13 protein-coding genes are annotated in these 12,623 nt (G+C 69.5%); 9 read left to right on the top strand and 4 right to left on the bottom strand.

The annotated features are described in order from the left end of the window. Nucleotides 1-80 precede the first annotated feature (80 nt). The 9 genes from AB6807_RS00910 (at nucleotide 81) to mnhG (ending at nucleotide 8,572) form a co-directional block, all read left to right on the top strand. The gene (locus AB6807_RS00910) at nucleotides 81-614 is read left to right on the top strand and encodes a TRAP transporter small permease (RefSeq protein ID WP_371083172.1); all 534 of its coding nucleotides are present in this window, start codon (nucleotides 81-83) and stop codon (nucleotides 612-614) included. A gap of 9 nt (nucleotides 615-623) precedes the next feature. Further along, nucleotides 624-1,937 (top strand): TRAP transporter large permease, encoded by a 1,314-nt coding sequence (locus tag AB6807_RS00905; RefSeq protein ID WP_371083171.1) that lies wholly within the window; start codon nucleotides 624-626, stop codon nucleotides 1,935-1,937. Between the two features lie 52 nt (nucleotides 1,938-1,989). Further along, nucleotides 1,990-2,367 carry a fluoride efflux transporter CrcB gene (gene crcB / locus AB6807_RS00900; RefSeq protein WP_371084130.1) on the top strand — a complete coding sequence of 126 codons (378 nt, stop codon included), beginning with the start codon at nucleotides 1,990-1,992 and terminating at the stop codon, nucleotides 2,365-2,367. Between the two features lie 90 nt (nucleotides 2,368-2,457). Beyond that, the gene (locus AB6807_RS00895) at nucleotides 2,458-5,400 is read left to right on the top strand and encodes a monovalent cation/H+ antiporter subunit A (RefSeq protein WP_116908109.1); all 2,943 of its coding nucleotides are present in this window, start codon (nucleotides 2,458-2,460) and stop codon (nucleotides 5,398-5,400) included. Next, nucleotides 5,400-5,750: a Na+/H+ antiporter subunit C gene (locus AB6807_RS00890; RefSeq protein WP_093124545.1), complete on the top strand. Its 351-nt coding sequence runs from the start codon at nucleotides 5,400-5,402 to the stop codon at nucleotides 5,748-5,750. The genes AB6807_RS00895 and AB6807_RS00890 overlap by 1 nt, the downstream gene beginning before the upstream one ends. A 41-nt stretch (nucleotides 5,751-5,791) precedes the next feature. After that, nucleotides 5,792-7,456 carry a monovalent cation/H+ antiporter subunit D gene (locus tag AB6807_RS00885; RefSeq protein WP_116908543.1) on the top strand — a complete coding sequence of 555 codons (1,665 nt, stop codon included), beginning with the start codon at nucleotides 5,792-5,794 and terminating at the stop codon, nucleotides 7,454-7,456. Beyond that, nucleotides 7,453-7,944, top strand: a complete 492-nt coding sequence (locus tag AB6807_RS00880) for a Na+/H+ antiporter subunit E (protein WP_371083170.1) — start codon at nucleotides 7,453-7,455, stop codon at nucleotides 7,942-7,944. Before AB6807_RS00885 ends, AB6807_RS00880 begins: the two co-directional genes overlap by 4 nt. Continuing rightward, nucleotides 7,941-8,219 carry a K+/H+ antiporter subunit F gene (locus AB6807_RS00875; protein WP_116908111.1) on the top strand — a complete coding sequence of 93 codons (279 nt, stop codon included), beginning with the start codon at nucleotides 7,941-7,943 and terminating at the stop codon, nucleotides 8,217-8,219. Before AB6807_RS00880 ends, AB6807_RS00875 begins: the two co-directional genes overlap by 4 nt. Continuing rightward, nucleotides 8,216-8,572 carry a monovalent cation/H(+) antiporter subunit G gene (gene mnhG / locus AB6807_RS00870; RefSeq protein ID WP_116908112.1) on the top strand — a complete coding sequence of 119 codons (357 nt, stop codon included), beginning with the start codon at nucleotides 8,216-8,218 and terminating at the stop codon, nucleotides 8,570-8,572. Before AB6807_RS00875 ends, mnhG begins: the two co-directional genes overlap by 4 nt. Nucleotides 8,573-8,619: 47 nt before the next feature. On the opposite strand, the gene AB6807_RS00865 is transcribed toward mnhG, so the two are convergent. Genes AB6807_RS00865 through AB6807_RS00850 form a run of 4 tightly spaced genes read right to left on the bottom strand, consistent with a single transcriptional unit; the run spans nucleotide 8,620 to nucleotide 12,579 of the window. Beyond that, the gene (locus AB6807_RS00865) at nucleotides 8,620-9,642 is read right to left on the bottom strand and encodes an XdhC family protein (RefSeq protein ID WP_116908113.1); all 1,023 of its coding nucleotides are present in this window, start codon (nucleotides 9,640-9,642) and stop codon (nucleotides 8,620-8,622) included. Between the two features lie 15 nt (nucleotides 9,643-9,657). Continuing rightward, nucleotides 9,658-10,359, bottom strand: a complete 702-nt coding sequence (locus AB6807_RS00860) for a CoxG family protein (RefSeq protein WP_371083169.1) — start codon at nucleotides 10,357-10,359, stop codon at nucleotides 9,658-9,660. Nucleotides 10,360-10,390: 31 nt separating this feature from the next. Beyond that, the gene (locus AB6807_RS00855) at nucleotides 10,391-11,665 is read right to left on the bottom strand and encodes a VWA domain-containing protein (protein ID WP_371083168.1); all 1,275 of its coding nucleotides are present in this window, start codon (nucleotides 11,663-11,665) and stop codon (nucleotides 10,391-10,393) included. An 11-nt stretch (nucleotides 11,666-11,676) separates the two neighbouring features. Further along, on the bottom strand, nucleotides 11,677-12,579 hold the full coding sequence (locus tag AB6807_RS00850) for an AAA family ATPase (RefSeq protein WP_371083167.1): 903 nt from the start codon (nucleotides 12,577-12,579) through the stop codon (nucleotides 11,677-11,679). Nucleotides 12,580-12,623 lie beyond the last annotated feature (44 nt).

The raw sequence follows: 12,623 nt of genomic DNA, 5'->3' as shown, positions 1-12,623 counted from the left end.
CACGCTCATCACTTCGTGTATCGCCGCCCCCCGAGGGGGCGCAGGCCTCCCCTGGGACGGCCCGGCGGGACGCCTGAGCCATGCGCCGCGTCCTCGACCGCCTGTACGACGGTGCAGGTGCGCTCGGCGCGTTCTGCGTGTTCCTGATCTTCGTGCTGATGATCCTGGCCGGCGTGGGCCGGCAGATGAACTGGCACGTGAGCGGGCTCAACGACATCGTGGCCTGGCTGTGCGCGGCCGCCGCGTTCTTCGCGATGGCGCATGCGTTTCGCCACGGCGACTTCGTGCGCGTGACGCTGCTGCTGGAAGCGGTGCCGCCCAAGGTGCGCCGCGTGCTCGACGTGGCCTGCCTGCTCATCGCATCGGTGTCGGTGGCCTACCTCACCTACTGGGCGACCAGCTTCACCTACGAGAGCTACGAGTTCGCCGAAATGGCCACGGGCCTGGTCGTCATTCCGATCTGGATTCCGCAATCGACCTTCGTGGTCGGCTGCTGGCTGCTGCTGATCGCCATGGTCGACGAGCTGGTCGGCGTGGTGCGCGGCGAGAAGCCGAGCTACCAGCGCGCCATCGAAGAGCGGCATGCCGCCGGCGACTTTTCTTCCGACGTCTGACGGGCCTTCATGATCGAAACACTGCTCATGGGCGCGCTGCTGCTCGCCATCATGCTGGTGCTGCTAGCGGGCGGCGTCTGGATCGCGATGACGCTGGCCATCGTCGGCTGGGTCGGCCAGGCTTTCTTCACCAACACGCTGCCGGGCAAGAACCTGTTCTCGGCCTTTTGGGAAAGCAACGCGAGCTGGGAGCTGGCGGCGCTGCCGCTGTTCATCTGGATGGGCGAGATCCTGTTTCGCACCAAGCTCAGCGAGGAGATGTTCGAGGGCCTGCGCCCCTGGCTCAACCGCGTGCCCGGCCGGCTGATGCACACCACCATCCTCGGGTGCGGCGTGTTCGGCTCGGTGTCGGGCTCGTCGGCGGCCACCTGCGCCACCATCGCGAAGGTGGCGCTGCCCGAGCTCAAGCGCCGCGGCTACAACGAGCAACTGGCCATCGGCTCGCTGGCCACCGCGGGCACGCTGGGCATCCTGATTCCGCCGTCGATCACCATGGTGGTGTACGCGGTGGCGGCCGACGCCTCGATCATCCGCATCTTCCTGGCCGGCTTCCTGCCGGGCTTTCTGCTGATGCTGCTGTTCTCGGGCTACATCGGCTGGTGGAGCCTGCGCCACCCCGACCAGGTGCCGCCGGCCGACCCGCCCACCACCTTCATGGAAAAGATTCGCCTGTCGGGCAACCTGATTCCGTGCGCGCTGCTGATCGTGTTCATCGTGTGGGTGCTGGTGGCCGGCTGGGCCACGGCCACCGAGTGCGCGGCCTTCGGCGTGCTGGGCTCGCTGGCCATCGCGGCCTGGGGGCGCAGCCTGACCTGGAAGAACTTCAAGGACGGCATCATGGGCGCCACGCGCACCAGCTGCATGATCATGTTCATCCTGGCGGGCGCGGCCTTTCTCACCAAGACCATGGCCTTCACCGGCATTCCGCGCGAGCTGGCCGAGTGGGTCGACAGCATGCACCTGTCGCCCTACGCGCTCATCGGCGCGCTGGTGGTGGTGTACCTGGTGCTGGGCACGGCGCTGGACGGCATCTCGATGATCGTGCTGACCAGCGCGGTGGTGCTGCCGATGATCCAGAAGGCGGGCTTCGACCTGGTGTGGTTCGGCATCTTCATCGTGCTGCTGGTCGAGATCGCGGAGGTGACGCCGCCGGTGGGCTTCAACCTGTTCGTGCTGCAGAACATGACGGGCAAGGACAGCAACGTGATCGCGAAGGCGGCGATTCCGTTCTTCTTCTGCCTGGTGTTGTGCATCGCGCTGATCACGCTGTTTCCGAGCATCGTGACCATCCTGCCGGACCTGGTGATGGGCAAGGAAAAGTAGAAGCCCGAAGCCGCAGCATGCGGCGACTGTCGGCATGCCGATAATCCCCGCCATGCTGCTGAACGCCTTCGTCATCTGCCTCGCCGCCTGTGTCGGCGCCCTCATGCGCTGGGGCTTCGCCCTGTGGTTGAACCCCGGCGGCGTGCTGCCCTGGGGCACGCTGGCGGTGAACCTCATCGGGGGCTACCTGATCGGCGTGGCCATCGGCGTGTTCAACGGGCTGCCGAACATCGACCCCGCATGGCGGCTGATGGTCATTACCGGCTTCCTCGGCACGCTGACCACCTTCTCCAGCTTCTCGGCGGAAATCGTCGGCATGCTGATGACCGGGCGGCTCGGCCTGGCGCTGGGCACGCTCATGCTGCACCTGGGCGGCTCGTTGTGCCTCACCTGGCTGGGCTTTCGCACGGTGCAGGCTTTCTCGGGCTGAGCATGACAGGCGAATTGCCCCAAAAACAGCCTTATGTCTTACGGTTATAGATAAGGCTTTCCATAGGGTCGGCCGATAGAATCAACCCCAATGCCCCTGGTCTTTCTCGTCGCACTCCCCTTTATCGCCAGCGTGCTGGCCGCGTTGATGCCGTCCAACGCGCGCAACAGGGAGTCGACCCTCGCGGGGCTGGTCGCGCTGGGTTGCGCCATCCAGGCGGCATGGTTCTTTCCGCAGATCGCGCACGGCAATGTGCTGCGGCAAGAAATCGAATGGCTGCCGGCCCTGGGCCTGAACCTCGTGTTCCGCATGGACGGCTTTGCGTGGCTGTTCTGCATGCTGGTGCTGGGCATCGGCGCGTTGGTGGTGCTGTACGCGCGCTACTACATGTCGGCCTCCGACCCGGTGCCGCGCTTCTTCTCGTTCTTCCTCGCGTTCATGGGCGCGATGATGGGCGTGGTGCTCTCGGGCAACCTGATCCAGATGGTGCTGTTCTGGGAGCTCACCAGCCTCTTCTCGTTCCTGCTCATCGGCTACTGGCACCACCGTCGCGACGCGCGGCGCGGCGCGCGTATGGCGCTCACCGTGACCGGTGCCGGCGGGCTGTGCCTGCTGGCCGGCGTGCTGGTGCTGGGGCGCATCGTGGGCAGCTACGAGCTCGACGAGGTGCTGGCCTCGGGCGAGCTGATTCGCGCGCACGCGCTCTACCCGGTGGTGCTGGTGCTGGTGCTGCTGGGCGCCTTCACCAAGAGCGCGCAGTTCCCGTTCCACTTCTGGCTGCCGCGCGCCATGGCCGCGCCCACGCCGGTGTCGGCCTACCTGCACTCGGCCACCATGGTGAAGCTGGGCGTGTTCCTGATGGCGCGGCTGTGGCCCGTGCTCTCGGGCACCGAACAGTGGTTCTGGCTGGTGGGCGGCGCGGGCGCCATCACGCTGCTGCTGGGCGGCTTCATCGCCATGTTCCAGCGGGACCTGAAGGCGCTGCTGGCCTACTCGACCATCTCGCACCTGGGCCTCATCACGCTGCTGCTGGGGCTGAACAGCCCGCTGGCGGCCGTGGCGGCGGTGTTCCACGTGATGAACCACGCGACCTTCAAGGCGTCGCTGTTCATGGCGGCCGGCATCATCGACCACGAGACCGGCACGCGCGACATCCGCAAGCTCAGCGGGCTGATGCGGCTCATGCCCATCACCGGCACGCTGGCCATCATCGCCAGCGCCTCGATGGCCGGCGTGCCGCTGCTCAACGGCTTCCTGTCGAAGGAAATGTTCTTCGCGGAAACCGTGTTCATCCAGGCCACGCCCTGGGTCGACTTCAGCCTGCCGGTCATCGCCACCATCGCGGGCATCTTCAGCGTGGCGTACTCGGCGCGCTTCGTGTTCGACGTGTTCTTCGGCCCGCCGTGCGGCAACGACGTGCCCAAGCACCCGCACGAGCCGCCGCACTGGATGCGCGTGCCGGTCGAGCTGCTGGTGCTGGTGTGCCTGGTGGTGGGCGTGGCGCCGGCCTGGTCCATCGGCCCGCTGCTGGCGGCGGCCGCCACGCCGGTGGTCGGCGGCACCCTGCCCGAATACAGCCTGGCCGTGTGGCACGGCTTCAACCTGCCGCTCATGATGAGCTTCGTGGCCCTGGTGGGCGGCGGCGTGCTGTACCTGCTGCAGCGCCGCCAGCGCGCGCGCGGCGGGCTGGAGAACACGCCGCTGCTGCACCGCTTCGACGGGCAGGTCATCTTCGAGCACCTGCTCGCGCTGCTGAGCGAAGCCGGCCGGCGCAGCCGCCGCCTGTTCGGCACCCGCCGCATGCAGTGGCAATTGCTGCTGCTGGTGCTGGTGGCCGTGGCGGGCGCCGCCGCCTCGCTGTGGGCCACGCCCGCGGCGCCCGGCACGCGCGAGCTGCTGCCCTTCTCGCCGATGTTCGCCATGACCTGGATCATCGGCGGCACCTGCGCGCTGGCCGCCGCGTGGCAGGCCAAGTTCCACCGGCTCGCGGCGCTCATGCTCGCCTCGGGCGCGGGGCTGGTGTCGTGCGTCACGTACATCTGGTTCTCCGCCCCCGACCTCGCGCTGACCCAGCTGGTGGTCGAAGGCGTGACCACGGTACTGATCCTGCTGGGCCTGCGCTGGCTGCCCATGCGCAGCAAGGACGTCATCCAGCCCGCGCGCGCGCGGCTGCGCCCCTGGGGCCGGCGCGGACGCGACCTGCTGGTGGCCACCATCGCGGGCGCCGGCATGGCCACGCTGGCCTGGGCCATGATGACGCGCACCTTCCCGCAGAGCATCTCGCCCTTCTTCCTGGAGCGCGCGCTCACCGAAGGCGGCGGCACCAACGTGGTCAACGTGATGCTGGTCGACTTCCGCGGCTTCGACACCTTCGGCGAGATCACCGTGCTGGGCATCGTGGCGCTCACCGTGTATGCGCTGCTGCGGCGCTTTCGCCCGGCCATCGAGTCGATGGCGCTGCCGGCCCAGCAACGCCTGCAGGTCGACGACGGCAGCAGCGACCTGCTGAACCCGCGCCGCGCCAAGGACACCGCCGTCGGCTACCTGATGGTGCCGGCCGTGCTGGTGCGCCTGCTGCTGCCGCTGGCGGTGCTGGTGTCGGTCTACTTCTTCATGCGCGGGCACAACGCGCCGGGCGGCGGCTTCGTCGCCGGGCTGGTGATGTCGGTGGCGCTGGTGCTGCAGTTCATCGTCTCGGGCACCGAGTGGGTGGAAGAGCACCTGCGCATCTACCCGCGCCGCTGGATCGCCATTGGCCTGCTGCTGGCGCTGTGCACCGGCGGCGGCGCGGTGGTGTTCGGCTACCCGTTCCTCACCACGCACACCGCGCACCTGCACCTGCCCGTGCTGGGCGAGGTGCACGTGCCCAGCGCCCTCTTCTTCGACATCGGCGTGTTCGCGCTGGTGCTCGGCGCCACCATGCTGATCCTTACCGCCCTGGCCCACCAATCGGTGCGCAGCCATCGCTGGGCCGACGAACAGGCCGAGAAAGAAGCCCAGGCCGCGGCCGAAGCCGTGGAGGGAGCGCACTGATGGAAATCGTGCTCGCGCTCGCCATCGGCGTGCTCACCGGCTCGGGCGTGTACATGCTGCTTCGCCCGCGCACCTTCCAGGTCATCATGGGCCTGACGCTCATCTCCTACGCGGTCAACCTCTTCATCTTCAGCATGGGGCGGCTCAAGGTCGACAGCGAGCCGGTGCTCATCAAGGGCTTCGAGGCCACGCTGGCCAACACGGCCGACCCGATGCCGCAGGCGCTGGTGCTCACCGCCATCGTCATCGGCTTCGCCATGACGGCGCTGTTCCTGGTGGTGATGCTCGCCTCGCGCGGCCTCACCGGCACCGACCACGTGGACGGTGAAGAACGGCAGGAGGCGGAGTGAACGAAATCTCGCACCTGCTCGACGAGCTGCTCGAGTTCAGCATGCCGCACCTGGTGGCGGTGCCCATCCTCGTGCCCATGCTCACGGCCGCGCTCATGCTGCTGCTGGGCGAGAACCGCCGGCGTACCAAGTCGGCGCTGAGCGTGGTCTCGGGCCTGGTCGGCCTGCTGGCCGCGCTGGCGCTGCTGCGCTGGGTGAACGCGGCCGACACCGGCGGCGGGCCCGGCTCCATCGGCGTGTACCTGCCAGGCAACTGGCGCGCGCCCTTCGGCATCGTGCTGGTGGCCGACCGGCTCTCCACCATGATGGTCGCGCTCACCGGCGTCGTCGCCTTCGCGGCGTCCATCTATTCCACCTCGCGCTGGGACCGCGCGGGCGTGCACTTCCACCCGCTGCTGCAGTTGCAGCTCATGGGGCTGAACGGCGCCTTTCTCACTGGCGACCTGTTCAACCTGTTCGTGTTCTTCGAGGTGATGCTCGCCGCCTCCTACGGCCTGCTGCTGCACGGCTCGGGCCGGCTGCGCGTGCAGGCGGGGCTGCACTACATCGCGATCAACCTGGCGGCCTCGTCGCTGTTCCTGATCGGCGCGGCCATTTTGTACGGCGTGACCGGCACGCTGAACATGGCCGACCTGGGCGTTCGCATCGCCGAGCTCGCGCCGGGCGACCGCGGGCTGGTGCATGCGGCGGCGGCCATTCTTGCCACGGCCTTCTTCGCCAAGGCGGGGGCGTGGCCGCTCAACTTCTGGCTGGTGCCGGCGTACAGCGCGGCGGTGTCGCCGGTGGGGGCCGTGTTCGCGCTGCTGACCAAGCTGGGCATCTACACCATCCTGCGGCTGTGGACCGTGCTCTTCGCGCCCGACACCGGCGCCTCGGCCGCCTTCGGGCAGTACGCGCTGGAGGGCATCGGGCTGGCCACATTGTTCGTGGGGGCCATCGGCATCGTGGGCACGCAGCGGCTGTCGAACCTGGCGGGCTTCAGCGTGCTGGTGTCCGCCGGCACGCTGCTCGCGGCGGTCGGGCTCGGCCAGCCCGCCGTGTGGGCCGGGGCCCTGTATTACCTGCTGAGCTCCACGCTGGCGGTGAGCGCCTTCTTCCTGCTGATCGACATGATCGAGCGCTGGCGCAACGCGGGCATGAGCGTGGCGCCGCATGAGGCCGCGGGCAATGCGCCCTACCTCACCGAAGACCTGCGCGTGCTGTCCGACGTGAACCTCGACGACGACGCGCAGGCGCTCTACGGCCGCGCGATCCCCGCGGGCGTGGCCTTCCTGGGGCTGAGCTTCATGGGCTGCACGCTGCTGCTCGCGGGCCTGCCGCCGCTGTCGGGCTTCGTGGGCAAGTTCGCGATGCTCTCGGGGCTGCTGGGCACGACGGCGGTGGGCGGCGCGGGCTGGGCCTTTCTGGCGCTGCTGATCGTTTCGGGCTTCCTGTCGCTCATTGCGCTGAGCCGCACCGGCATCCGCCACTTCTGGACTCAGCCGCACGCCACCATGCCTTCGCTGCCCGCGCTCGAGGTGTTGCCGGTGGCCGCCCTGCTGGCCGCCTGCGTGGCGCTCACGGTGTGGGCCGAGCCCGTCATGCAGCACGCCAAGGCCACGGCCGAGGGCCTGAAGACGCCCACGGCCTACCGCGACGCGGTGTTGGGGGCTAGGCAGATTCCCAATCCCCCGAAGCCCGCCACGAAGGAAGCCCCGGCCCCATGAAGCGCCTGATTCCTTCGCCGCCGCTGTCCTTCGCGCTGTTCGTCGTCTGGATCCTGCTCGAGCAGTCGCTGGAGGCCGCCACGCTGCTGTCGGCCGTGGTGCTGGCCATTGCCGTGCCGCTCATCACCAAGGGGCTGCGCCCGGCGGCCGTGCGCATGCGCCGGCCCGGCGTGGCGCTGCGGCTGTCGTTCGTGGTCACCTACGACATGCTCAAGTCGGCCTACGACGTGGCCCGGCTGCTGCTCACGCGCCGCACCACGGACATCCACGCGCGCTTCGTGCAGATTCCGCTGGACATGCGCGACCCCAACGGCCTGGCCGTGCTCGCGATGATCATGTGCCTCACGCCCGGCACCGCCTGGGGCGAGGTGTCGTTCGACCGCAGCACCCTGCTGATCCACGTGTTCGACCTGGCCGACGAAGCGGCCTTCGTCGCGCTCATCAAGCAGCGCTACGAACGCCCCCTGATGGAGATCTTCGAGTCATGACACCCGTTCTTTTCTGGGCCTTGAAGTTCGCGCTGTTCCTGCTGGCCGTGGCCATGCTGTGCGCGCTGTCGCGCCTGCTGGTCGGCCCCACCGCGCAAGACCGCGTGATGGCGCTGGACTGCCTCTACATCAACGGCATGCTGATGATGCTGGTGCTGGGCATCATCTACGCGAGCAACGTGTACTTCGAGGCGGCGCTGCTGATCGCGCTGTTCGGCTTCGTGGGGTCCACGGCCATCGCCAAGTTCCTGCTGCGCGGGGAGGTCATCGAATGAACGATTTCATCGTGGGCCCGCTGCCGCTGTGGGCCGAGATCATCACCGCCGTGTTCGCGGTGCTGGGCGCGGCCTTTGCCGCCATCGGCTCGTTCGGGCTGGTGCGCCTGCCCACCTTCTTCCGCCGCATCCATGCGCCCACGCTGGGCGCGACGGTGGGCGTGTGGTGCATGACGATTGCCACCATCGTCTACTTCTCGGTGCAGGGCTTCAGCCTGTTCCTGCACGCGGTGCTGATCGTGCTGTTCATTGCGCTGACCGCGCCCATCACCACCATCTTCCTGATGCGCGCGGCGCTGTTCCGCGAGCGGCAAAAGGGCGGCGACGTGCCGCCGCAGGCCAAGTCGGGCTGACAGGTTGACCGGCTGGCCAGTTGCACTGGGCTTGACCGGCTGGGCGCTCAGCTCGGCTGCAGCTGCTGCATCTCCTTCGCGCGCGCCACCTCCACCTCGCGGGGCAGCGTGACCGCGTTCTTCACCGCCAGGATCTCCGCCATCACGCTCACCGCGATCTCCGGCGGCGTCTTGCTGCCGATGTAGATGCCGATGGGCCCGCGCAGGCGCGCGAGCGATTCGTCGGTCTGCTCGAAGTGCTCGATCATGCGGTCGCGCCGCGCGTCGGCATTGCGTCGCGAGCCGATGGCGCCCACGTAGAAGGCCTCGCTCTGCAGCGCCTCCAGCAGGGCCAGGTCGTCCAGCTTGGGGTCGTGCGTGAGCGCCACCACGCAGCTGCGGCGGTCGGGCCGAAAGGCGAGCACGGCGTCGTCGGGCATCTCGGTGGTGATGTGCACGCCGGGCAGCGACCACGCGGTGCGGTACTCGGCGCGCGGGTCGCACAGGGTCACGGCGAAGCCGCTGAACTTGGCCATGGTGGCGAGGTATTCGGCGAGCTGGCCGGCACCGATGAGCAGCATGCGGTACTCGGGGCCGAAGGTGTTGGTGAGCTCGGTGTCGTTCACCGTGAGCTCGTCGGGCGCGCGCGCCTCGGCGAGCCGCACCGCGCCGGTGGCCAGCGTCACGGTGCGCTTCATGAGCTTGCCCTGCTCCAGCTGCGCGACCAGCAGGTCGAGCGAATCGGCGTCGGGCGCGTACTCGAGCAGCAGCTCCAGCGTGCCGCCGCAGGGCAGGCCGAAGCGGTGCGCCTCGTCGGCGGTGATGCCGTACTTCACCAGCGCGGGCGGCGCGCCCAGCGGCACGTCTTCGCCCTTGCCGTGGGCATGGCTGTAGCGGGCGATGAGGTCGTCTTCGATGCAGCCGCCCGACACCGAGCCGACCACGGCGCCGTCTTCGGCCAGGGCCATGATCGAGCCCACCGGCCGGGGCGACGAGCCCCAGGTGCGCACCACGGTGGTCAGCAGCGCGCGCTTTCCGGCACGCCGCCAGTCGCGCAGCGTGCGCAGCACCATGACGTCGAGGTTTTCCATGGGGCGGGTGCGTCCTCAGCCGGCTTCGCCAGACGTGCCCGCTGTGCCAGTCGTGCCCGCTGCGCCCGCTGTGCCGGGAGCGGCGGGTTCGTCCTTCTTGCCCAGCCCGATCTTCTTCATCAGGCCGGACATCATGCCGGCCTTCTCCGCCGGGGCTTCCGCGTCCTCGGCCACTGCCGCCGGCGGCGGGCCGTAGCGGCTTTGCATCTCGGCGTCGAAGCGCTTGAAGAAGTCGTCGGCGGTGGACTTGGCGGCGCCGTCGATCAGGCGCTGGCCCAGCTGGGCGATCTTGCCGCCGACCTGGGCCTGCACGGTGTAGTCGAGCTCGCAGCCCGCGGCCGGCGTTGCGGCCGTGGCTTCGTGCGCCAGCGCGGCATCGACCGGCGCATCGCCCTCCACCGCCCCGGCCGCCCCGGCCGCCAGCGGCTTGAGCGACACGCTGGACGAGCCCTTCGCAAAGCCCGCCACGCCGCCCTGCCCCTCGAAGGTCAGCTTGTAGCCGTCGGGCGCCACGATGTCCGACAGCATCACCTTGCCGCTGAACTTGGCCGACACGGGGCCGATCTTCAGCGCCAGCGCCACGCTGTAGGTGTTCTCGCCCGTCAGCTCGAACTTGTCGCAGCCGGGAATGCATTTCTTCAGCGTCTCGGGGTCGTTGAGCGCTTCCCAGGCCTGTTGTTGGGTGACGCCGAGGCGGCGGTTTCCGAGCATTTCCATGGTGGGTGTCCTTTTCTTGTCGTGATCCGCGCTAGCGGCCGGAGTGTGCGTTCTGCCCCGACCTCATCAGGGCGGCCAGGCTCGAAGCCAGCTGCGCGAGTGCGCTGAGATTGTGAACCGCGAGCATCGCGTCCGCATGCCGGTGCAGCACGCCGGCCCCACGGGCCAGAGGGGCGTAGCCGTCGAAGCGCAGCAGCGGGTTGAGCCACAGCAGCCGGCGCGAATGGCGCTTCAGCCACAGCAGCTCCTGCTCGAGCACCGCGGGTTCGCCGGTGTCCAGCCCGTCGCTGATCACCAGCACCAGCGTGCGCCGGCCGGTCAGGCGGCGGGCGTGAGCGCGGCGCAGTTCGCCCAGCGAATCGCCCAGCCGGGTGCCGCCCGCGAAATCGTCGATGGCCAGGCTGGCCGCGACCAGCATGTCGTCGGTGTCGGCCAGCCGGAACGCGGGCGTCAGGTCGGTCAGCCGGGTGCCGAAGGCGAACACGTCGCGCCGCCCCGCCCTCCGCGTGGCCGCATGCAGAAAGGCCAGCAGCAGCCGCGCGTAGCGCTCCATGGAGCCCGAGACGTCGACCAGCACCAGCAGCGGCAAGGGCTGCGGGCGGCGCGTGAGCCGGGGCAGCCGCAAGATTTCGCCGCCGGTGCGCGCCGCCTCCTGCAGCACGCCGGGCCAGTGCATGCGCGCATGCTGCCGGCCGGCCTCGCCCGCCACGCGCAGGCGGCGCGACGGCAGCTCGGGCACGGGCAGGCGGATGTCGCGCGCCAGCCGCTCCACCAGCCGGTATTCAGAAGCGCCCAGCGCGTTGAAGTCGGCATGCTGCAGGCGCTGGCGGTCGCTGGCGGTCATGGCCGCGTCGAACTCGATCTCGCGGTCGGGCTTGGCCGGCTCGGCGGGCTTCGCGGCGTTGCGCGGCGCGGTGAGCGCCTCGCGCACGCGCGGCCGGCGCTTCGACGGCTCCGCCTTGCCTTCGGCGCTGGGCAGCATCTGCGCGAGCAGCTTGTTGGCCAGCTCCGGGTCCTTGAACCAGGCGTCGAACAGTTCGCGGAACACCATGCGGTCCTGCTCGCGGCTGACCATCACGGCTTCCATGGCGGCGCCCAGGTCGCGCTTGTCTTCCACGCCGACCAGCGTGGCCGCCTCGGCCGCCAGCGCGATGCGCATGGCGTCGGTGCGAACGCCCGCGCGCCGCAGCGCGCGGCCGAAGGCGGTGATGTTGCCGGCGAGCTTGCCGCTGCGCACATCGCCCAGCTGCGGAATGCCCTGGGAACCTGGACCACCGCCGGTGCGGGCTGCCTCTGCCATGCGCATGCCCGGCGCGCTCAGTGCGCGGCCGGCTCCTCGGGCTTGAGCAGGTCCGACGCCAGCTCGCGCGTGAGCGCGGCCACGTCGTCGCGCTGCTTGAACAGGATGCCGGCAGTGTCGACCACCACCTCGGGGTCGAGCTCGACCGTGTCCAGCGCAATCAGCGCCCTTGCCCACTCCACGCTTTCGGCGATGCCGGGCGCGCGCTGGAAGGCGTTGACGAAAGGCGCCTCGCGCAGCCGCGCCACGAAGGCCGACACCTGCGCCGACAGCGCCTCGCCCGCCTGCGGTACCTGGGCGCGCACGATGGCCAGCTCGCGCTCGCGCTCGGGGTAGTCGAGCCAGTGGTACAGGCAGCGGCGTTTCACCGCGTCGTTGAGTTCGCGCGTGCGGTTGCTGGTGAGGATGGTCACGGGCGGCACCACGGCGCGCACCGTGCCCAGCTCGGGAATGCTCACCTGGTACTCGCCCAGGTACTCGAGCAGGAAGGCCTCGAAGGGCTCGTCGGCGCGGTCCACCTCGTCGATCAGCAGCACCGCGCCGGGCGCCGGTGTCTGCAGCGCCTGCAGCAGCGGGCGGCGAATGAGGTAGTGCGGCTGGTAGACCTCGGCTTCCACGTCGCGCGCCGCGCCGCTGGCTTCGGCCGCGCGCATGTGCAGCAGCTGCGCGGCGTAGTTCCATTCATACAGCGCCTCGCGCTGCTCCAGCCCGTCGTAGCACTGCAGGCGCAGCAGCTCGCGCTTCAGCGCCTTCGACAGCGCCTTGGCCAGCTCCGTCTTGCCCACGCCGGGTTCGCCTTCGAGCAGCAGCGGGCGTTGCAGCTTCAGCGCGAGGAACACGGCCGTGGCCAGGCGGCGGTCGGCGAAGTAGCCGGCCTGCACCAGGCCGTCGGAGAGCGAATCGATGGTCGGGAAGATCATGGCCAAGCGTAGCGGAAGGCGCGGGGGCAGCGCGCCTTCCAGCC

The sequence above is a fragment of the Variovorax sp. RCC_210 genome (assembly GCF_041355175.1).
Taxonomy (GTDB): domain Bacteria; phylum Pseudomonadota; class Gammaproteobacteria; order Burkholderiales; family Burkholderiaceae_C; genus Variovorax.
Note: the sequence above shows the minus strand (reverse complement) of the source record. Positions and strands in the feature narration are given on the sequence as shown.

Excerpts from the sequence above, each read along its gene's own strand:
- AB6807_RS00910 (WP_371083172.1), top strand. The coding sequence starts at position 81 with ATGCGCCGCGTCCTCGACCGCCTGTACGACGGTGCAGGTGCGCTCGGC.
- AB6807_RS00905 (WP_371083171.1), top strand. The coding sequence starts at position 624 with ATGATCGAAACACTGCTCATGGGCGCGCTGCTGCTCGCCATCATGCTG.
- crcB (WP_371084130.1), top strand. The coding sequence starts at position 1,990 with ATGCTGCTGAACGCCTTCGTCATCTGCCTCGCCGCCTGTGTCGGCGCC.
- AB6807_RS00895 (WP_116908109.1), top strand. The coding sequence starts at position 2,458 with ATGCCCCTGGTCTTTCTCGTCGCACTCCCCTTTATCGCCAGCGTGCTG.
- AB6807_RS00890 (WP_093124545.1), top strand. The coding sequence starts at position 5,400 with ATGGAAATCGTGCTCGCGCTCGCCATCGGCGTGCTCACCGGCTCGGGC.
- AB6807_RS00885 (WP_116908543.1), top strand. The coding sequence starts at position 5,792 with ATGCCGCACCTGGTGGCGGTGCCCATCCTCGTGCCCATGCTCACGGCC.
- AB6807_RS00880 (WP_371083170.1), top strand. The coding sequence starts at position 7,453 with ATGAAGCGCCTGATTCCTTCGCCGCCGCTGTCCTTCGCGCTGTTCGTC.
- AB6807_RS00875 (WP_116908111.1), top strand. The coding sequence starts at position 7,941 with ATGACACCCGTTCTTTTCTGGGCCTTGAAGTTCGCGCTGTTCCTGCTG.
- mnhG (WP_116908112.1), top strand. The coding sequence starts at position 8,216 with ATGAACGATTTCATCGTGGGCCCGCTGCCGCTGTGGGCCGAGATCATC.
- AB6807_RS00865 (WP_116908113.1), bottom strand. The coding sequence starts at position 9,642 with ATGGAAAACCTCGACGTCATGGTGCTGCGCACGCTGCGCGACTGGCGG.
- AB6807_RS00860 (WP_371083169.1), bottom strand. The coding sequence starts at position 10,359 with ATGGAAATGCTCGGAAACCGCCGCCTCGGCGTCACCCAACAACAGGCC.
- AB6807_RS00855 (WP_371083168.1), bottom strand. The coding sequence starts at position 11,665 with ATGCGCATGGCAGAGGCAGCCCGCACCGGCGGTGGTCCAGGTTCCCAG.
- AB6807_RS00850 (WP_371083167.1), bottom strand. The coding sequence starts at position 12,579 with ATGATCTTCCCGACCATCGATTCGCTCTCCGACGGCCTGGTGCAGGCC.